Raw genomic sequence first — 18,541 nt, forward strand, 5'->3', positions numbered from 1 at the left:
GGCGTGCTGTTTGAGGAGCACGCTTGCGGTTTGTCCGGGGGACAAACCGCGCTCCGAGTTCACGACCCGCCCGCCCCGGCACTCTGACAAGGGAACCCACGCGCAGCGTGGGCAAGAGACCCGCCAAGACAAGCCGTACCCGGGCCCCACAAGAAAACTATCCACCGCTCCCACGCAAAGCCCAAACAGCACGTCCAGAAGAAAGCCCCTTTCTGTCAGCTCCCCTCCCACTTCAAATAAACCCTCGCATACAAGGCTCGACAAAACACTCAATCCCAATCACGCCAACCCTGTACTCAAGCGACATATCAATCCAAACTAATCCCAGCCTTAGTCACGATATCGTGCCAATAATCCGCCTCCGCAGGCAGTCCCTTCCGAAACTCCTCGGCAGAAACCTTGGACAGCAAATACCCTTGATCCAGCAGCTTGCTGCGAATAGCCGGATCAGCCAGAACCTTCTCCAAAGCCCCTTCAATCCTGCTCACGATCTCCGTCTCCGTCCCGGCAGGAACAGCCAACGCCCACCAGTTGCTGATCACCACGTCCTTGTAGCCCAGCTCCTCCATCGTGGGGACATCAGGCAAAGCCGGGAAGCGCTCTGGCAAGGCCACTGCCAAGGCCTTCAAACGACCTTCAGGCAGAAAAGCCGCCCCCAAACCATAGCTGCTGACAAACATCTGCACTTCATTGCTCAACAAAGCCTGAATCCCCGGCGCCGAGCCTCGGTAATGAATGCCCAACATGTCGCCCTCCAGGGCCTCGGACAACTTCCAGGCCGACAGCTCCGGCGTTGTGCCTGCTCCTGGCGTCCCGTAATTCACCTGCCCTTTGCGCTGCTGAACATAATCCCGGAATTCAGCCATGTTCTTGACCGGCAAATCCCCATTCACATAAACAAAAGCCGCCGCATCCGCCACCTTGTTGATCACATACAAATCCTTGAACGGGTCATAACCCATGTTCTTGTACAAGAACTGATTGATCACAAAATTATTGGTGGCTGAAAACAGCAAGGTGTAGCCGTCCGGCTTGGAGCGCGCCACCATCTGCGTGCCAATATTGCCGCCCGCGCCGGTCTTGTAATCCGTAATTACCGTCTGCCCCAGCTCCTTCGACAGTTCGGGCTGCAAGATACGGAAAATAATGTCACCCGCCGCTCCTGGAGGGTAAGGAATCACCACTCGCACAGGGTGATCGGGATAATCTGCCCAGACCGGACCTGCCGCAGCCAGACCAAGCGCAGCCACCAGGCCCACCACCGTCTTTTTAATTGCTTGCATCTTGTCTCCCCCGCGCGCCTTTTACAGGTCTATGCGCATCAAATCCGTTGCCAAGCGCAAATCGCCTTTGTAGCTTTTGCGAATATCCCGAGCCACTTCATCCAGACGCTCCGGCCCCATCAAATCAACCGGCAAATGATTGCCCGCCGCACGTTTAATCACCGGACTGGTGGAGTCGTAATGTCCAAAATGCGTGGCCACTAAACTCTTCACATTGGCTTTACGAGCGATCTCACCCAACTGCAAAGGACTGGTATGGGCAAACGTCCCTACCCCTGACTGCGCGCGATGCTTCAGGAAAGACTCCGGAAAAGTGCACTCATGTATCAGCAGATCCGCATCCTGCGCCAGGCGAATCATGGACTCACACGGAGCCGTGTCGCCACTGAACGCCACAACCTTGCCTTCAGCCTCCATACGAATACCAAAGCAGTCCGTAATTTCGCTAGGAATGTGGTCCACCACATCAATGTAGATTTTGACGTCCTCGTCCTCGTACATCAGACCTGGCTCCACCTCGAAGACCTCGGGGCGCACCGCTTCAATATTTTTCTGACGAGCCGGATAAGCCGCACGAGCCTGAATATCCACCCGGAACGCGCCATTCTCAAAGGAATGATCCACAAAATCCTGCGTGCCTTTGGGGCCAAAAACCTTCAGCTTGCCTTCACGGTTAAAAACCCAGCTGGACAGTACAAAAAAAGGCAGACCGCAAACGTGGTCATAGTGCAGATGGCTTAAAAACACCCAAGGCACATCGGCTGGATTGATATTGGCCTTCACCATCTGACGCGTGGACCCTTCGCCGCAATCAAACAGATAATTCTTGCCATTCTCCAGCGTCACCAAAATGGACGACTGAGCACGATCGGGATCTGGCAACGCAGCGCCGGTGCCAAGCATGGTTATCTTCACGTAAAACTCCTCCAAACAATAAAAACATCCAGCACCAGAACAGTGCCTTCCCTATAAAGTCATAAAGTTCTATTTTTAGGACTTTATGGAAAAAGTGTACACCTCGCTATCCAGCGGCATAACTTGGTGTTTTTACCTAGGAGTGTCGTAAAGGCGCAGCGCGCCTGGGATGGCAGTCTTAAAGGCCGGGGGTCAGCTCGGTCTGAATGCTGAGATATTTAGCGGGATAAAAGACCTGTGCCGCATAAACCAGTTGATTTGCACGGTTCACAATCAGGCGAATTACCCGCACCACAGGCATGCCTATGTCCATATTCAAATGGCGTGCTAAATCCGCATCGGCAACCCGTACGGTCAGTGTCTGACGAATAGTATGAATCTGCTCGCGAGCCAGACGATTCAGCACCAGCAGCACTGGCTCCTGACTTAATTCCGGTTGCAAGGTCTGGGCCAGAGTATTCAACACGTAGACCGTATTCAGGCTGTAAGCCACGCCATCAGCGTAATTCACACGGCTGGTCCACCAATACTCATCGGGCAAGGACTGCCCGGTAATTTCAATGGGCAAGGCTCCCAGACCATTGCCCAGCTCCACCATGACCGAATCCAGACGCGTCAGATGTTCAATCAAGGCATCCCAATTGGTGGGCAACATCAGCCAATGGTCTTGCGCGACGTCGCCAATCACAAACGTGCCCTTGCCGCGTGTGCGCTCGATCAGGCCTTCGTGTTCCAGCTCATCCAGCGCCGCCCGCACGGTAGCGCGCGAGACGCCATACTCCTGCATCAACTCTTCCAGCGTGGGAATACGCGTGCCTACCGGCCATTCGCCACGCTCCAGGCGCGCTCGCAAGGTATATTTCACCTTGAGCGACAGAGGCAATTTGGACTGTTTGCGCAGCGATGAACGTGTGGGATCGACCATACCAAGAGGCAAGCACAGGAAAGTGACAAGTCCACATCATAGCCTGCGATGAGTTAAGCCGGAGATATCCCAAAAAGGTTTAATCTTGAACAAGCAAAGCGTTTATTTTTGCAAAAGTTGGTAAACGAAAATTAAACGGATCGGATACATTATCCCAATCATTGCTTAACTCTTGATACGAGCCCGAGCCCATGGATGTTTTGCCTTCCTCCGCCTCGCACTTGGCCCAAATTTACCTGCTCGGTACCTACCGACTCCTGGTGAAAGGACAATGCCGCGCACAAATCATTAACTACGATAAAGCGCGTATTTTATTGTCCATGTTGGCCTTGGCCCAGGGCAAGCCGATTAGTCGCAGCCGTCTGGCTGAAACGATCTGGCATGAAGACCCCATCAGTGTGGGCCGCGCTCGTTTACGCCACGCGCTGCACGCCTTGCGCCGCGCCTTTGAGGGGTGTGATCAGGCCCTGCACATTACCAATGACACCCTGGCCCTGGACCCCAGCCACACCCAGGTGGATGTGCTCAGCCTGTTGCAACACCCCAGTCAGCCATCGCTTAACGATCTGGAGCGCCTGAACCTGTATCAAGGCCCCTTGCTAGGGCAGGTAAAACTGCACCATGGCGAGCAGTTACAGGACTGGTTGCAGGATACACAGCAAAACATTCGTCAAACTCTGTCGCAATGCCGTGACCGTTACATACAGTCTGGCCTGAGCACACTGCCTACGCCGCAAGCAATCAGTTACCTTAAACGCTGGCTCCTGATCTGGCCAGAAGAAGAAAAACTGCATCAAGAGCTGATTCGGCTGCTGAAACAGGAAGGCCAGCATGAAGCTGCCCTGCACGCCTACGAGCAGTGCTCGGTCTTGCTGGCCGACCGCCTGGGTTGCGAACCCAGTGCCCAGACACGCAGTCTGGTGGATTTGCCGGCACGCTCGATCAGCCCTGCCAAATCCTTACCCACGATGGTCTCCCTGCGCCTGCGCCCCTTGGCCGCGGTCGGCTTTTGCCTGCGCTTTGAGCCCGGTCACCGGCATGCTCGTGAGCGCGGCGGCCATCTGCTGGAACAATGTCGCCAGACCTTGCAAACCTTGATTGAACAGCATGGCGGCTGGCCCTGTGAGGCCGGTCCCAATCAGTTGATTGCCTACTTTGGCTATCCCGAGTTGCTGGAGTCGCCCGTTGCGCAAGCAGCCGCATTGGCACGGGTTGCGGCAACCTTGCGCATGGATGAAAACGTCAAGCTGAGCATCGCCCTCCACGCCGATCTGGCCATGGACGATCAAAGCGCTTACCCCGATCCCTGGGGCCAATTGGCACAAGTGGTGCTGCCCTTGAGCTGGGAAGCCAGCCCCGGCACGCCACGTATCAGCGTGCAGGCCGCTCTGCGTCTAGACACCAAGGATGTGCAAGGCCCGCTGGGCCGCCAGAGCGAAGCGCTGTGGCTGAATCTGAGCCCTTCCGACGCAGACCCTACGCGTTTAACCAGCCGTGTCTATGGCCGCTCGCAAGAGTTCGACCATCTGGTGCAAGCCTGGTCGCATATCGGTCCCAACCGTGCCTTGCATCACATTGCCATTCACGGTCGGGCTCATATCGGCAAGAGTCTGCTGGTGCAGTCTCTGGCGGACTATGTGCAGAAAACCGCCCACCACTGCATTGTGCTCAATTGTCGTGAAGACAAGCGTCGTGTGGCCTGGCATCCGATTCGCCTCTGGCTGCACGAGCAGATTGCCGATTACCTCACCGCGCAAAACGGCAAGCAGCGCGATCCCTTCTCCGTGCAAACCTTGCAAGAGGCACTGGAGATCAGCCCCAAACAGGCCCAGTCCCTGCATCAATGGCTAAATAGCGGCCCGGACGAGCAAGACCTGAACGAGCCTTCCACGGCTCATATGGACTTATTGTTCAATTTGCTCAGCGGCCCAGGCAATTCACCACGCCGTCGCTTGCTGATAATTGAAAACGTGCAATGGGCCGACCCGCCTACCCAGCGCCTGATCCGCTTGCTGGCGCACACGGCACCGCGTCACCCGACCTTGCTGCTGACGACCAGCCGCAAACCCGGTCATGGACTGGAACGTGCCGAGCACCTGAGCCTGCGTACACTGGATCGCTCCAGCATCAACAGCCTGTTAAGCGGCCAACGGGGGCAAAGGCTGGCACGCGATAAACGCAGCCGCCTGGTCCGCTTAAGCGCAGGCAATCCGGGCCATGCCAACGAGCTGCTGCGCTGCCATGAGCTCAATAGTGAATGCAGCGATGCTTTGTGCCTGACTGACCTGGTCTGCACCCAGTACCACAGCCTCCTGCCCGCAACACGCCACATCCTGACCAGCATCGCCTTGCAGGCACAGCCTATTTCCATCGACGAGCTGGCTCTGATGCTGCGCCTGGAAAACACCGCCTTGAGCAGTGGACTGGACACGCTGGCAACGCTGGATCTGATCGATGTGCATGACAAGCATGTCTCCTGTCTGCCGCTGGTCTCCCAGGCACTGGAACGTGTAGCGATGCAGGAAGAACTGCGTCAGGCCCACTACGCCATCGCCCAGCACGGCATACGCCGCCGTCACGCGCCCGAGTACATTGCCCTGCATCTGTGCGAAGCGGAAAGTCCGGAAGCCGCCTTCTGGTGGCAGCGTGCGGCCCGCGAAGCGCTAGCACAGGACGACCTGCGCCAGGCCAGCCAATACTTGCAGCGCTCCTTGAACCGCAGCGAATTGATTGAAGATTTGCAGGTTCGCCAAACCCTGCAATTTGAATGTCGCATGTTGCAAGGCGCGATTGAGTCCTCGTTGTACGGCCCCGCCTCCGCCTCTACAGCCATGGCCTACGAGCTGGGCCATGAGCTGCATGACGAGCATGACTCGGATCAGGTCATGATCAGCTTGTGGACAGCCTGGACAGCCTTTCAAGCCCAGGGCAATTTCGAGCAAGCCCTGCAAAAAGCGCGCCAGTTACTGGCTCTGGCCAATGAAACCAGCCACGATCAGAACCGCAGCTGGGCCTTGTACGCCATTGGTCAGCACGAGCTGTGGAAAGGGAATGTCACCAATGCCATCCAGACGCTGAACCTGAGCCTGGCCGTCTTTGATGACCTGAAGGAGCAGAACGGTCGTCAGGCCATTGCCGAGCACTTTCCTCAGTCCATTACCTTTGGAACCCTGAGCGTCGCCCTGGCCTTGAAAGGCAATATGGATGCCGCTCAGCAGCATGTCCATCTGGCCTTGCAATCCTTGCGTGTGGATACCGCTTTTTCACTGCGCGCCATTACGCACTTGTTCGTCATGCAGGCCTACTACCTGATGGAACAGCTGGAAGACTGTCAGCAAGTGGCCGAGCTGTCCTTGCAAGAGCTGCAAAAATCGCATAACCCCGAGCCCTGGTCTGCACTTAGTCGCTCGTACCTGCACTATTGCCAAGTGATGTTGCAAGGCCGAGAAACCAGCCTGCAGTCCCTGCTCGATTGCGTACAGATCGCACAGTACGGTCTACCCATCAGCACCGATGGCCTGATGAGCCGCATTGCTCGCGCCATGATACGTCTGGGTCGCAGCAATGAAGCCATGCCCTGGCTGGACAAGGCTGCCGCTCAAGGTCTGCGTTATGACACCAATAGTCTGGGCACCGAGCTGCACTGTGTGCGCGGAGACGCCTGGATGGCGCTGGGCGAGAACGCGCAAGCCTTGCAGGAGTGGAATCTGGCCGAGCAACACATGGAAAAACATGGCTTGCATCGCTACGCAGACTGGATTCAGACACGCCGACAGGCCGTGCAAAAGCTCAAGGTCTAGTCAATAAAACCCGTAACGACAAGAAAATGCCCCCAAGGATCAAGCTGACTCCTTGGGGGCATTTCAGATCCGCTACCGATAATTGAATCGGCTTAAAGCAGCCACTCGATCGGCAGGATAGACAAGACGCCTACCCCGGCTCGACGCCAGATACTGGCATTCGGCTCGGAGGTGAAAAAGCGCTGGGTGCCGTCTTCGTTCAACTGAATCCACACCAGATCACCCTTTTCATCCAGTTCTACACGATAGCTGCGGTAAGGCAGGACGTCCTCAAAACTCTTGGACAGGGCTTGCGCCATTTCAGGGCTCTCGATAATAAAGCCCAGCTCCGTATTCAAATTGACCGAACGCGGATCGAAATTAAAAGAGCCCACAAACAGGCGCTTGCCGTCTACCGCAAAGGTCTTGGCATGCAGAGCCGAACCCGAGCTACCAAAAGGCCCGGAGCCGTGACGCGTAGGCTTGTCCATGGTGGGCCGCAGCTCCAGTAACTGCACCCCGGCTTCCAACAAGGCTTTACGTCGTTTCGCATAGCCTGCATGTACGGCCGTCACGTCCGTTGCAGCCAGGGAATTGGTCAGGATACGGACCTTCATGCCAGGCCGCTTCATCATGTCCTCAAAGGCCCGTACACCTGCAGCGGTAGGCACAAAGTACGAGGACACCAGGTCCACCTGGCTGGTGGGCTTACCCAGCACATGGTCCATTTGCCAGACCATCAATTGCTCCGGGTTGACCGGGCCCAAGGCCTTGGCCGGATCATCACTGATCATGGTGGTCCGCGCCCACTGGAAATCCAGCTCACCACGCACCAAATGGCTGACCAGGTCCGACTCACGCAGCACCTGCTGGTAATCCTTGGCGCGTGGTTGCGCTTCGGCTTCCTGCAACTTGGCCTGAAACTTCATCAGAGCTTCCGAACCACCCGTTTTGATCAGGCTGTCCACCGGATAGGCCGATTGACTGGCCCAGTAACGGTCAAAATCCTTGGAGACGTCCTGCACCACCGCGCCAATTGCCATCACGTCCAAATCCGCAAACAAGACGTCCTGAGTCGCACCGAAGTACTCATCGCCCACATTGCGCCCACCAATAATGGTGACCTGGTTATCCACGGTGAAAGACTTGTTGTGCATGCGCCGGTTCAGACGGGAAAAGTCCGTTAGAAAACCCAAAGGCTTGGGCCAGCGCAGCACAAAGGGGTTGAACAGCCGTACCTCGACATTGGGGTGAGCGTTCAGAGCGGCCAAGATATCATCCAGCCCGGTGATGCCGTTGTCATCAATCAACAAGCGCACACGCACGCCACGCTCGGCAGCCTGCAATAAGGTGCCCAGCATCAAGGTGCCGGTGGTGTCGCCCCGCCAGATGTAATACTGCACGTCCAGCGTTTTTTGAGCAGCAAAGGCCAACAAGGCACGGGCAGCATAGGCATCGTGCGGATCGAACAAGGGATAAATGCCTGTCAGACCGGGATGCTCCTGGGCCATGGGGGCCACAGCCTGGCCAATCATGGTCTCCTTGGCCTGATCCAGCGGCAAAGCCTCACTTTGGCTACGTCCTTCCAGCGAAGGCAGGGCACAGCCTGTCAGGCCAGCCAGCAAGGCCCCACCCGCCATCAAGCTGCGCCAGAAAAAGGACGGCGCTTGTCCCGTAGAACGAGGAATCGTCGGCTTTTTAGCGGGGTCGATTTTCATGAAGGCATCTCTGTGGACATGGACATCGCTCAACATAGTAGCACCGCCCTCGGGGCCAAGCCTGGGCATGTTTCGCAATCAATACTTGCAGCAAGTGACAGGGCGGACAACAATAAAGCATCCGCCCATTCTTTAAACTTGAAATAAAAGTAGCATGCCCGCCGCAACATCCCCCGCCTTACTGCCCCGTCACCTTGCCATTATGTTGCTGTTAATGCTGGGCAGCTCCTTCGCCGCCAACCATATCGCGGCCAAAGTGGCGCTGGACCATGGCACCGGGCTAATCATCTCGGTTATTTTTCGCTCGGCCGCGGCCACCCTGGCCTTGAGCATGCTGCTGATCTGGCGCAAGCAAGCCCTGTATGTGCCCCGTCAGTATCTGGGCTGGCAACTGATGCTGGGCGGGCTGATCACCATGCAGTGCATGCTGATTTATTCCTCCATTGCCCGTATCCCCGTCGCCTTGGCCTTGCTGGTGGCCAATATGTACCCGATTCTGCTGGCGCTACTGACCTGGATACTGGGCGGGCACAAACCCACGCGCAAAACCTCCATCATCATGGTGGCAATTCTGATCGGCCTCTTGTTGGCGCTGGACGCTCCCAGTCTGATCAAGGGCGCAACGCTGGATGGGCAGTGGGTCCTGGGCGTGGTGTGCAGCCTGCTGACCGCCCTGACCTTTGCGATTGGCCTGTGGATTACAGAAAATAAACTGGCACCCTTGCCCGGCCTGGTACGCAGTTTCTGTACCATCAGCCAAACTTTGGTCTGCCTGATTGCACTTAGCCCTCTGGGACTGCTGCCCGGTGGCTCTTCGCTGCCCCACGACGCTGTGGGCTGGATTGCCCTGTCGCTAGTCTGTGTGCTGTACACCACGGGCTTTGTGACCCTGTTTGTGCTGGCTCCCCGCCTGGACATGACACGCAATGCGCCCTTCATGAATATGGAGCCGGTGGCCTCGCTGATTCTGGGCTGGCTGATTCTGAAGCAGACCTTGAACTCCACCCAATTGCTGGGTGGCGCGGTGGTGCTGAGCGGGATTGTGGCATTGGCCTACCAGCGCGCCCCACGCAAGTAAGTCTCAGGCTCTGGACAGAAGGCGCTGCCAAACACGGGGCAGCACCTCTATCAAATCCTCCGGGATCAATCCGGGACCAAACTCCAGGGCGGCCTGTGAATGCAGCCAGACAGCCGCCCCCGCCGCTTCAAAAGCAGGCATGCCTTGGGTCAGCAAGCCGCAGACCAGACCCGCCAATACATCCCCGCTGCCCCCGGTGGCCAACCACGGCGGTGCGCAGGCATTGATCAAGGCCCGCCCATCGGGCGCGGCAATAACAGTATCTGCTCCCTTCAACACCAGCACGGCACCACATTGCGTAGCAGCCAGTCGCGCTGCCTCCAGGCGATCCGGCGCTTCCTCAAAAACGCGGGCAAACTCGCCCGCGTGAGGGGTCAACACGCACTGCTCATGCAAGGCATCCCATAACTCCTGGGGCTGTGCTGCAAAGCTGCTGATGGCGTCCGCATCCAGAACACAAGGTCGCCCCGTTGCCAGCAAAGCCAAAGTCAGGCGACGGGTTTGCTCACCCAGTCCCGCACCCGGCCCCACCAGCCAGGCGCGAATGCGCTCGTCCGTGGCCAAAGTGTCATCCAAGGGGGCCACCATGATGCTGTCCAATGCACCGGCGTACACCGACCAGACCGAGGGCGGCACAGCCATGCTGACCAGTCCGGCTCCTGCGCGTTGTGCTGCACGAGCCGCCAGACGGCTGGCTCCGGTCATCCGTTCGCCCCCGACCACCAAAGCGTGCCCACGCGTGTATTTATGGCTCTGGGCGCCCAACTGCGGCAGATGAGCCTGCCACAAGGCAGGTTCATTCAACCAGGTATTGGCCTCTTGCAAGGCCGGCGCTGGCATACCGATTTCGGCCAGCTCAAGCTTGCCGCACAAGGCACGGCCCGGATACAGCACATGGCCCGGCTTGTAGCGCACAAAGCTGACTGTTACCGTGGCAGGGGCAACCACACCGCGCACCTGCCCGCTGGCCCCATCCAGGCCCGATGGCACGTCAATGGCACATACAGGAACCTTGGAAGCCGCCAAAGCCTGAATCAAGGCGGCTGTCTCACCCTCCACATCACGATCCAGGCCTGCTCCCAGCAAACCATCCACCACCACGGAAAAGCGTCGAAAGTCCGGGCACTGGCTTTCCCAGCGACCCTGCCATTGCGTTTGCGCCCAAGCTGCCGTTCCCTGCCGCACAGACGGGTCCACCAGACTGAACACGGAAACCACCCGCCCCTGCTCGCGCAGAATCTGCGCCGCCACCAGAGCATCTCCACCGTTATTACCCGGCCCGCACAAGAACAGCACCGCTCCTTGCGGCCAGTGGCGCTGCACGGTACGCGCCACCGCACTGGCAGCGGCCTGCATCAATTGCTCGATGGATACCCCGAAAGCCGGAGCGGCTGCATCCATGCTGGCGCACTGTGCCGGACTGTACAGGGCCTGTTTTCCGGGCGCGGCACTCAGGGGCAAAAAACCATATTGGGACACAAAGGGCATGGCAGGCTCACAAAGGCAGAAATCAAAACGTCCCTACGCTGCACGGGCTGGTCACCCGCTGGCGGCCTGCTGAAGACAGAAGGCGTCAGGTCCTGGGCGGCCCGGAGACAAAAAAAGAACGGGTCGCCGCCCGTTCTCTTATCTTAGTGCGAAAAGTCTGAATGCAGAACTGTCGCAACAGCCACCACCTAGGCCGACGGCTGTTCTTGTCTATCCTTGACAGAGCCGACGGACAGCTCACGCGGTACCTCCACCCCGTTCTTGATCGCAATGATCTCGGACATGATGCTGACGGCAATCTCTGCCGGGGTCTTGCTACCTATATACAAGCCAATCGGACCTTTGAGCTTGTCGATTTCCTCGGCCGTCAGATCAAAGTGCTCGGCCAGGCGTTCGCGCCGGCTCTGGTTATTACGTCGCGAACCAATCGCCCCCACATAAAAGGCACTGCTCTTGAGCGCCTCCAGCAAGGCCATATCATCCAGCTTGGGATCGTGCGTCAGGGCCACAATGGCCGTACGCCGATCCGGCACGCAGGCAATGACCTCATCATCCGGCATGCCCTTAACTACACGCGCACCCGCTACGCTCCAGCCTTGAATATGCTCGCTGCGCGGATCGCAGACCGTCACATCAAAGCCGTTGAACAAGGCAATGGTCGCCACGTACTCGGACAGTTGCCCACCACCGATCAGCAAGAGCCGATAGGACGGGCCAAAAGTCACCGACAGGCTGTCCTGACTTAAATGCAAGGCAGCCGGAACACGGGTGGCACTGCCCCAGGCACGGCCAGTTTGCAGATCCACATGACGTTGCACCAGATGGCGCTGCTCCAGCAAGCTCAGCAATTCCGACAGGGCTTGCGGGCAGGGATTGAACTCCACCAGCAAACGGATCGTGCCACCACAAGGCAGGCCAAAGCGATGCGCCTCATCCGCGCTGACGCCATACGTCAGCATCTGAGGACAGCCATCGCCATGCAGGCGCCTATCCGCCCCTGCGGGGTCGTGATAGGCACGGATCAGGTCGTCCTCGATACAACCACCCGAGACCGACCCGACCACCGCCCCACTTTTTTCCAGAGCCATGATGGAGCCCTCTGGACGGGGGGACGAGCCCCAGGTCTGCACAACCGTAACCAAAATGGCATCACGTCCTTGTGCGCGCCACTCGTGCAACTGGCGCAATACCCTGACATCCAGGCTCTCCATATGTGTCTCCAGTCTTTCCTGTGTTTATTTGAATACCGGCATACCGCCACCCTCGCCCGAATCATCAAACGGATTCAGGTCAGCACCGTACTCGTCCTGCATGTCGATCGTGACTGTATTGGGATCAACTTGGGCGCCCGTTCCCTTGTAATGCGTCACCATGCCAGGGAACAACAGCACCACAGCAATCATCACGATCTGGATACAAATAAACGGTACGGAGCCCCAGTAAATGTCGCCTGTGGCCACACCCGGAATCTTTTTCTTGGTCACTTTATCGATGTAATCATCCTTGGGCGCCACCGAGCGTAAATAAAATAGTGAGAAGCCAAATGGTGGATGCATAAAGGATGTTTGCATATTAACGGCTAAGAGCACGCCAAACCAGATTAAATCGATGCCCATCTTGTCGGCCACCGGCCCCAGCAAAGGCACGATGATGAACGCCAGCTCGAAGAAATCCAGGAAGAAGGCCAGTACAAACACCAGCACACTGACCAGAATCAGGAAGCCATATTCGCCGCCAGGCAGGTCAATCAGCAGGTGCTCCACCCACAAGTCGCCATCCACGCCACGGAAAGTCAGCGAGAAGATGGTGGAACCGATCAGAATGAACATCACGAAGCAGGACAGCTTGGCCGTGGTATCCATGGCTTGCTTGAGCAGATCGGTGCTCAAACGACGACGGCTGACCGCCATCAGAATGGCACCGACTGCGCCCATCGCACCACCTTCCGTGGGGGTGGCAATACCCAGGAAAATGGTGCCCAGCACCAGAAAGATCAGGCCCAGGGGCGGGATCATCACAAACACCACGCGTTCTGCCAGCACCGACAGCAAGCCCAGCTTCAGCCATTTGTTGATCAGGGCCAGCACGAAAGCCACACCACCAACCAGCAAGATGCAGATAATGACCTTCTCATCTACCGGGCCGTTGGGATCAACCCAAAATTCGTCCAAGACATAACCGGCCACCAGCGAGATCAACAGCAACACGCACAAGGAGCGCGCACCGGAACGGCCATTGGCCTCCGAATAAGTGCGATGTTCGGCAGGAATCGGTGGCACATCCTTGGGACGCAGCACGGCCAGAATCAGGATGTAAAGCAGATAAGCGCCTGTCAGCACCAGACCAGGCACCATGGCACCACGGTACATATCGCCTACCGAACGGCCCAACTGGTCAGCCAGCACAATCAGCACCAGCGACGGCGGAATAATCTGCGACAAGGTGCCTGAAGCGGCAATCACGCCCGTGGCCAGTCTGCGGCTATAACCGTAGCGCAACATGATGGGCAAGGAGATCAGGCCCATGGAGATCACCGAGGCTGACACCACACCTGTGGTTGCAGCCAGCATGGCACCCACAAACACCACGGCAATGGCCAGGCCGCCAGGCATGGAACCAAACAGCTGACCAATCGTATCGAGCAGGTCTTCTGCCATGCCGGAGCGTTCCAGAATCAGCCCCATGAAGGTAAAGAAGGGAATGGCCAGCAAAGTATCGTTGGCCATGATGCCAAACACTCGCAGCGGCAGCGCCTGGAACAGGGACCAGTTGAACAGGCCCATTTCCACACCGATCAGACCGAACACCATACCGTTGGCGGCCAGCGCAAAGGCAACCGGAAAGCCCAGCAGCAAGAAAACAATCAGTGACGCAAACATCACTGGCGCCATATTGGCGACAAATAAATCCATCATGATCTGGTTCAGCCTTTGTGTTGATGCGCTAACTTGGCCTCGGCTTGCCGAGCAATTTCTTCAGCCAGCAGCTCTTCGGGCGATTTTTCCTGCAACTTCTTGTTGGGGTTGGGGCAGGCACCGCGCAAGAAACCAATGCACTTGATCAGGTGCGAGATCCCCTGCAAGGAAATCAGGGCAAAGCCGATGGGAATAATCAATTTGGCGGGCCAGCGAATCAGGCCGCCGGAATTAGAGGACACTTCCTGAGTCAGATAGGAGTCCATGAACACCGGCCAGGACAAGGCCATGATGGCAATACAGGCCGGCAGCATGAACAGCACCACACACATGGCTTCGATCACAATCTGCTTGCGCTCGGACAGGCGCGAGGCCAGCACGTCCACACGCACGTGCTCATTGCGCAAGAAGGTATAGCCGCCCGTCAGCAGGAACAAGGCGCCAAACAAATACCACTGCACCTCCAGCCAGGCATTGGAGCTGGAGTCAAAGAACTTGCGCGCGATGGCGTTATAAGAGCTGATCACGACAACCAGCAAAACCACCCACATGACCACCCGGCCACATAGCTGATTCAGGCTGTCGATCGCCCTGGATAGTTTGAGTAAAGATTGCATCAATCCCCCAGATTTTCTGCGTTGAAGTTAGTTGGAATCTAATGAGACCGAAAACGGGTGGCGCGCTTTTCAACTGCATCCAGCAGGAAGTACAGCGCCAGCCCCATGACGGCCAGAATGAACAGGGCGGAGAACACCCGCACCGTGTCGAACACCCCTTGGGCGCTCATGATCACAAAGCCCAGGCCACGCTGGGAGGACACGAACTCGCCCACAATAGCCCCTACCAAAGCCAGGGACAGAGCCACTTTCAGGCCCGCCATGATCGATGGCAGCGCAGAGGGCAGGCGCACTTTGAAAAACAGGGCAACCGGCCCGCCTTTCAAAACCCGGCCCAGGTCCAGAATGTCGGGCGAGACCGAGCGCAAGCCTTGCACCGTATCCACAATCACGGCAAAGACGGCGATCAGAAAAGCAATGGCCACCTTGGGCTCGTAGCCGGTACCCATCCAGACCACGAACAACGGTGCCAAAGCCACTTTGGGAATGCTGTTGAAACCCACAATCAGGGGATAGCAAAAACGCTCGAAGAGCGGTGAACCCACGAGGGCGACGGCAATCAGCACGCCGCCTACGGCGGCCAATACAAATCCAGCCAGCGTGATGCCGAGCGTGTATAACGCTTGACCCATGTACCAACCCAGTTCGCCATACAAATCCTCCAGAATCAGCGAGGGGCGCGGCAAAATCACTTCCCGCACCTGACCCAGCCAACAAATTAATTCCCATGCCAACAGCACCACGACGGTAGAGACCACGCCCGCCAACCAGCTGGGCATGGAACGCAAGGCTTTATTCATGGCTGTCTCCTGCACCATCGGCAATGCCGAACAATTGACGGATATGAGCGACATGCCGGCCGAACTCCGGGGTCTCGCGCAAGGACAGCGGGCGCGGACGAGGAAAGTCGATCTTGATCTGCTCCAGAATGCGGCCTGGACGAGACGAGAACACCAGCACGGTATCGCCCAGGAAAACGGCTTCGGCAATGCCGTGCGTCACAAACAAGGTGGTGTTGCCCGTTTTCATCCAGATGCGCTGCAATTCGGCGTTCATGTTGTCGCGCGTCAGTGCATCCAGCGCACCGAAAGGCTCATCCATCAGCAGCAGGCGCGGATCATCCACCAAAGCACGGCAAATGGAGGCCCGCTGGCGCATGCCTCCAGACAACTGGCGTGGATAGCTGTCGGCAAACTGAGACAGGCCGGTCAAGGCCAGCAATTGATCCACCTTGTCCAGATAATCGGCCGTGCGCTTGCCGGCAAACTCCAAAGGCAAAAGAATGTTGTCGCGTATGCTGCGCCACTCCAGCAAGGCATCGCGCTGGAACACCATGCCCACCTGGTCGGGCGGGCCGCTGACGGGTTGCTGGTCTACCGTCAGGGAGCCGCTGCTGATGTTTTCCAGCCCGGCCACGCAACGCAGGAAGGTGCTTTTCCCGCAGCCGCTGGGGCCCAGAATGCTGATGAACTGGCCAGGTTGAATATCGACATTGATGCCGTCCAGCGCCAGCACATCACGCGCGCCCTCAAAGCGCTTGCGCACATCTTGAGAAAGTACCCGCGCCGCCATTACTTCAGCTCCAGACTGCTCAGGGATTGCGGGGTGACCACGCCGGACTGGTAATAGTCCGTGGCCTTCTGACCGGCAGGAATCAGCTCTACCCGTTCCAGCGTGGCAACTGTCTTGTCCCAGTCCGCAGGCTGGTTCACGCCGATACTGCCTTGCTCCACAGCCGGGCCAAAGTAGGTTTTAAGAATGTTCAGCTGGTCCAGCAAAATGGCTTTGTCCAAACGCGCATTGGGGCGTTGCGCCACAATCGCATCCACCGCTTCTTGTTCGTGACCGCTGTAAATGTAGTTCCAGGACTTGGCCACCACATTGGAGAAAGTCGCCAGCTCCTGTCCCCGGCTGGCTAGCTTGGCTTCGCTGGTGAACAGGCCAAAGCTGACCATATCCAGGCCGTGCTGGGCGAAAGGAATGGCATTGGAGGCGCGCTGACGCGACACCGAAGCCAGTACAAATGGAATGGTGGAGATCACGGCATCGGCCCGCCCCACCGCATAGGTCGCTGCCTTGCCAGCCGCATCCACACTCAGCAGATCCACATCGCTGCGACGCAAGCCGCCCGCCGCCAGAAACGCATCGACAAAAGGCGCTTCCAGAGAACCGGCGGTATAGGCGATCTTGCGTCCCTTCAAACCCTCCGGCCCGCTAATACCCGAATCCTTGGGCACCAACACGCCGATATCGCTGGACGTGGCAAAGGTGGCCAGCCCTTTGACTGGCAAGCCTTTGCTGCGTGCAATCACCATGGAGGCCAGCGCTGCCTGGCCCACATCAAAGCGATCACTGCCACCCACGATCTGCACCGCCGTGACAGAACCGTTGCCATCTTCCAGCCGTACATCCAGGCCAGCCTGCTTGAACCAGCCCTTTTCCACGGCCAGATGAAACGGTGCATGGACGGCCCAAGGGGTCCAGTCCAGCTTTACATTCAAGGGCTCGGCTGCCGCCCCCCAGGTGCTCAACAAGAAGGTGGCCCCGATTGCGAGGCGCACACGTCCCCCCAAAGCTTTACGCTCCGTCATCTCCTTACCCCCGTTTTATTTATCGTCTTGCGTCGTCTATGCGCTTATGAGCGCCGGAAAAGTCCCTTGAAGCGGTCCCACAAAATGCTGAAGAACATCTTGACCGGATTGAACTCGGCCACCACCGGCTCTTCGCCTTCGGCCAGCGGTTTTTCCAGGCGCAGGTTCACGTTCTTGCCGAACTCCGCAATCATGCGGCGCACGAAATCCTGAACCAGCCCGGAGCGCGAAAACTGCGCCAGTGGCCCTTGCAGCGAATACACCAGCTCCACTTCCACGCGGCTGCGCGCTTCGCCATCCGGATTGACCTGAAAGCTGACATCGCCACGGGCACGCGATTGGCTCAAGGAGTCCACGCCCTCACCGCGCAGCACGGCAGCACGGCGTTCGTTATCCTCTTCCAACGTGGCATTACCCTTGAAGGCAGCCGACATGGGGCCAAATTTGATGGCGATCTTGCCCTGTACCGTGGTCCCTTCCTGGGACTCGATAATCGCGCCGGGCAGACAGCCCGCCACTTTGGGCAAATCCTTCATGAAAGCCCAAACCTGATCGGCCGGGAAACGGGCATCAAAACCACCTTGAATAGCCTGGCCCTTGCCCTTGTCGGCACTGCCGGACGCGGCAGGTGCAGCAGCGGCCACCGGAGCGGGCGTCTGCACTTCTTCCTGTACCGCTTCAAAAGTCGTAAAGCCGTTTTGGTTCCAGTCTTGCTGCACGTTCTGCACCACGGCAGCGCGCAAGGCTTCTACCTGGGCATCGGGCTGATCGCGCAGGGCTTGCAGCACGGACAGAATGGCGGCTGTAATGCCTTGATAGCCGGTGCAGCGACAAATATTGCCGGACAACTCAATACGCACACGGGCTTCGTCTGCATCGGGCAAACGCAGCACGATGTCGCGGCTGGTCGCCAACATGCCAGGCGTACAGAAGCCGCATTGCAAGGCGTGTTTTTCCGAGAAAGCCGTACGCAGACGGCTCATGATCGGATCGTCATCGTAGCCTTCCACGGTGGTGACTTCGTGGCCATCACAAGCACCGGCAAAAGTGATGCAGGAGCGCACTGGACGGCCATCCACCAACACCGTACATGCGCCGCACACACCGTGTTCACAGCTCAGGTTGGTGCCGGTCAAACGGCTTTTCTCGCGGATGAAATCACCCAGATGGGTGCGCGGTTCGGCCTCATGCTTTTGCTGACGGCCGTTAACTTGAATCGAGATTTCTGCCAT

General features: G+C 57.8%; 14 protein-coding genes. 2 read left to right on the top strand and 12 right to left on the bottom strand.

Annotated elements, in window-relative coordinates; genetic code table 11:
• Window positions 1-308 precede the first annotated feature (308 nt).
• The 3 genes from ACLPGZ_RS19100 to ACLPGZ_RS19110 all read right to left on the bottom strand — a co-directional run bounded on the left by ACLPGZ_RS19100 (window position 309) and on the right by ACLPGZ_RS19110 (window position 3,123).
• Window positions 309-1,283: a Bug family tripartite tricarboxylate transporter substrate binding protein gene (locus tag ACLPGZ_RS19100; RefSeq protein ID WP_009464016.1), complete on the bottom strand. Its 975-nt coding sequence runs from the start codon at window positions 1,281-1,283 to the stop codon at window positions 309-311.
• Window positions 1,284-1,304: 21 nt separating this feature from the next.
• The gene (locus ACLPGZ_RS19105) at window positions 1,305-2,198 is read right to left on the bottom strand and encodes an MBL fold metallo-hydrolase (RefSeq protein ID WP_035273671.1); all 894 of its coding nucleotides are present in this window, start codon (window positions 2,196-2,198) and stop codon (window positions 1,305-1,307) included.
• Window positions 2,199-2,376: 178 nt separating this feature from the next.
• Window positions 2,377-3,123, bottom strand: a complete 747-nt coding sequence (locus ACLPGZ_RS19110) for a GntR family transcriptional regulator (protein ID WP_009464020.1) — start codon at window positions 3,121-3,123, stop codon at window positions 2,377-2,379.
• A 191-nt stretch (window positions 3,124-3,314) separates the two neighbouring features.
• Between ACLPGZ_RS19110 and ACLPGZ_RS19115 the strand changes: the two genes are divergently transcribed.
• The gene (locus tag ACLPGZ_RS19115; protein ID WP_239054616.1) at window positions 3,315-6,923 is read left to right on the top strand and encodes a BTAD domain-containing putative transcriptional regulator; all 3,609 of its coding nucleotides are present in this window, start codon (window positions 3,315-3,317) and stop codon (window positions 6,921-6,923) included.
• Window positions 6,924-7,015: 92 nt separating this feature from the next.
• On the opposite strand, the gene ACLPGZ_RS19120 is transcribed toward ACLPGZ_RS19115, so the two are convergent.
• Window positions 7,016-8,620, bottom strand: a complete 1,605-nt coding sequence (locus ACLPGZ_RS19120) for a phospholipase D family protein (RefSeq protein ID WP_035273666.1) — start codon at window positions 8,618-8,620, stop codon at window positions 7,016-7,018.
• A gap of 154 nt (window positions 8,621-8,774) precedes the next feature.
• Between ACLPGZ_RS19120 and ACLPGZ_RS19125 the strand changes: the two genes are divergently transcribed.
• A complete protein-coding gene (locus tag ACLPGZ_RS19125; RefSeq protein ID WP_239054617.1) occupies window positions 8,775-9,698 on the top strand; it encodes an EamA family transporter in 924 nt (307 codons plus the stop codon).
• Between the two features lie 3 nt (window positions 9,699-9,701).
• Here the strand turns inward: ACLPGZ_RS19125 and ACLPGZ_RS19130 are convergent, their stop codons facing one another.
• From ACLPGZ_RS19130 to ACLPGZ_RS19165, 8 genes are all read right to left on the bottom strand, one after another.
• On the bottom strand, window positions 9,702-11,186 hold the full coding sequence (locus tag ACLPGZ_RS19130) for an NAD(P)H-hydrate dehydratase (protein ID WP_257112360.1): 1,485 nt from the start codon (window positions 11,184-11,186) through the stop codon (window positions 9,702-9,704).
• 188 nt (window positions 11,187-11,374) lie between these two features.
• Entirely contained in the window at window positions 11,375-12,397 is a 1,023-nt protein-coding gene (locus ACLPGZ_RS19135) for an XdhC family protein (protein ID WP_429641851.1), read from the bottom strand.
• 24 nt (window positions 12,398-12,421) lie between these two features.
• Complete coding sequence (locus ACLPGZ_RS19140; RefSeq protein ID WP_239055698.1) at window positions 12,422-14,098, bottom strand: TRAP transporter large permease; 1,677 nt, start codon at window positions 14,096-14,098, stop codon at window positions 12,422-12,424.
• Between the two features lie 11 nt (window positions 14,099-14,109).
• On the bottom strand, window positions 14,110-14,718 hold the full coding sequence (locus ACLPGZ_RS19145) for a TRAP transporter small permease subunit (protein WP_179136468.1): 609 nt from the start codon (window positions 14,716-14,718) through the stop codon (window positions 14,110-14,112).
• Window positions 14,719-14,756: 38 nt separating this feature from the next.
• A complete protein-coding gene (locus ACLPGZ_RS19150; protein WP_009464034.1) occupies window positions 14,757-15,518 on the bottom strand; it encodes an ABC transporter permease in 762 nt (253 codons plus the stop codon).
• Window positions 15,511-16,290 carry an ABC transporter ATP-binding protein gene (locus tag ACLPGZ_RS19155; protein ID WP_009464036.1) on the bottom strand — a complete coding sequence of 260 codons (780 nt, stop codon included), beginning with the start codon at window positions 16,288-16,290 and terminating at the stop codon, window positions 15,511-15,513. Before ACLPGZ_RS19155 ends, ACLPGZ_RS19150 begins: the two co-directional genes overlap by 8 nt.
• Window positions 16,290-17,309, bottom strand: coding sequence for an ABC transporter substrate-binding protein (locus ACLPGZ_RS19160; protein ID WP_137431454.1), 1,020 nt, complete (start codon window positions 17,307-17,309; stop codon window positions 16,290-16,292). Before ACLPGZ_RS19160 ends, ACLPGZ_RS19155 begins: the two co-directional genes overlap by 1 nt.
• 44 nt (window positions 17,310-17,353) lie before the next feature.
• Window positions 17,354-18,541 carry a xanthine dehydrogenase family Fe-S subunit gene (locus ACLPGZ_RS19165; RefSeq protein WP_429641854.1) on the bottom strand — a complete coding sequence of 396 codons (1,188 nt, stop codon included), beginning with the start codon at window positions 18,539-18,541 and terminating at the stop codon, window positions 17,354-17,356.

This window comes from Alcaligenes sp. Me129, assembly GCF_050487245.1.
GTDB classification, from domain to species: Bacteria; Pseudomonadota; Gammaproteobacteria; order Burkholderiales; family Burkholderiaceae_B; genus Alcaligenes; species Alcaligenes phenolicus.

Excerpts from the sequence above, each read along its gene's own strand:
- ACLPGZ_RS19165 (WP_429641854.1), bottom strand. The coding sequence starts at position 18,541 with ATGGCAGAAATCTCGATTCAAGTTAACGGCCGTCAGCAAAAGCATGAG.
- ACLPGZ_RS19125 (WP_239054617.1), top strand. The coding sequence starts at position 8,775 with ATGCCCGCCGCAACATCCCCCGCCTTACTGCCCCGTCACCTTGCCATT.
- ACLPGZ_RS19150 (WP_009464034.1), bottom strand. The coding sequence starts at position 15,518 with ATGAATAAAGCCTTGCGTTCCATGCCCAGCTGGTTGGCGGGCGTGGTC.
- ACLPGZ_RS19130 (WP_257112360.1), bottom strand. The coding sequence starts at position 11,186 with ATGCCCTTTGTGTCCCAATATGGTTTTTTGCCCCTGAGTGCCGCGCCC.
- ACLPGZ_RS19155 (WP_009464036.1), bottom strand. The coding sequence starts at position 16,290 with ATGGCGGCGCGGGTACTTTCTCAAGATGTGCGCAAGCGCTTTGAGGGC.
- ACLPGZ_RS19120 (WP_035273666.1), bottom strand. The coding sequence starts at position 8,620 with ATGAAAATCGACCCCGCTAAAAAGCCGACGATTCCTCGTTCTACGGGA.
- ACLPGZ_RS19110 (WP_009464020.1), bottom strand. The coding sequence starts at position 3,123 with ATGGTCGATCCCACACGTTCATCGCTGCGCAAACAGTCCAAATTGCCT.
- ACLPGZ_RS19145 (WP_179136468.1), bottom strand. The coding sequence starts at position 14,718 with ATGCAATCTTTACTCAAACTATCCAGGGCGATCGACAGCCTGAATCAG.
- ACLPGZ_RS19160 (WP_137431454.1), bottom strand. The coding sequence starts at position 17,309 with ATGACGGAGCGTAAAGCTTTGGGGGGACGTGTGCGCCTCGCAATCGGG.
- ACLPGZ_RS19135 (WP_429641851.1), bottom strand. The coding sequence starts at position 12,397 with ATGGAGAGCCTGGATGTCAGGGTATTGCGCCAGTTGCACGAGTGGCGC.
- ACLPGZ_RS19140 (WP_239055698.1), bottom strand. The coding sequence starts at position 14,098 with ATGGATTTATTTGTCGCCAATATGGCGCCAGTGATGTTTGCGTCACTG.
- ACLPGZ_RS19100 (WP_009464016.1), bottom strand. The coding sequence starts at position 1,283 with ATGCAAGCAATTAAAAAGACGGTGGTGGGCCTGGTGGCTGCGCTTGGT.
- ACLPGZ_RS19115 (WP_239054616.1), top strand. The coding sequence starts at position 3,315 with ATGGATGTTTTGCCTTCCTCCGCCTCGCACTTGGCCCAAATTTACCTG.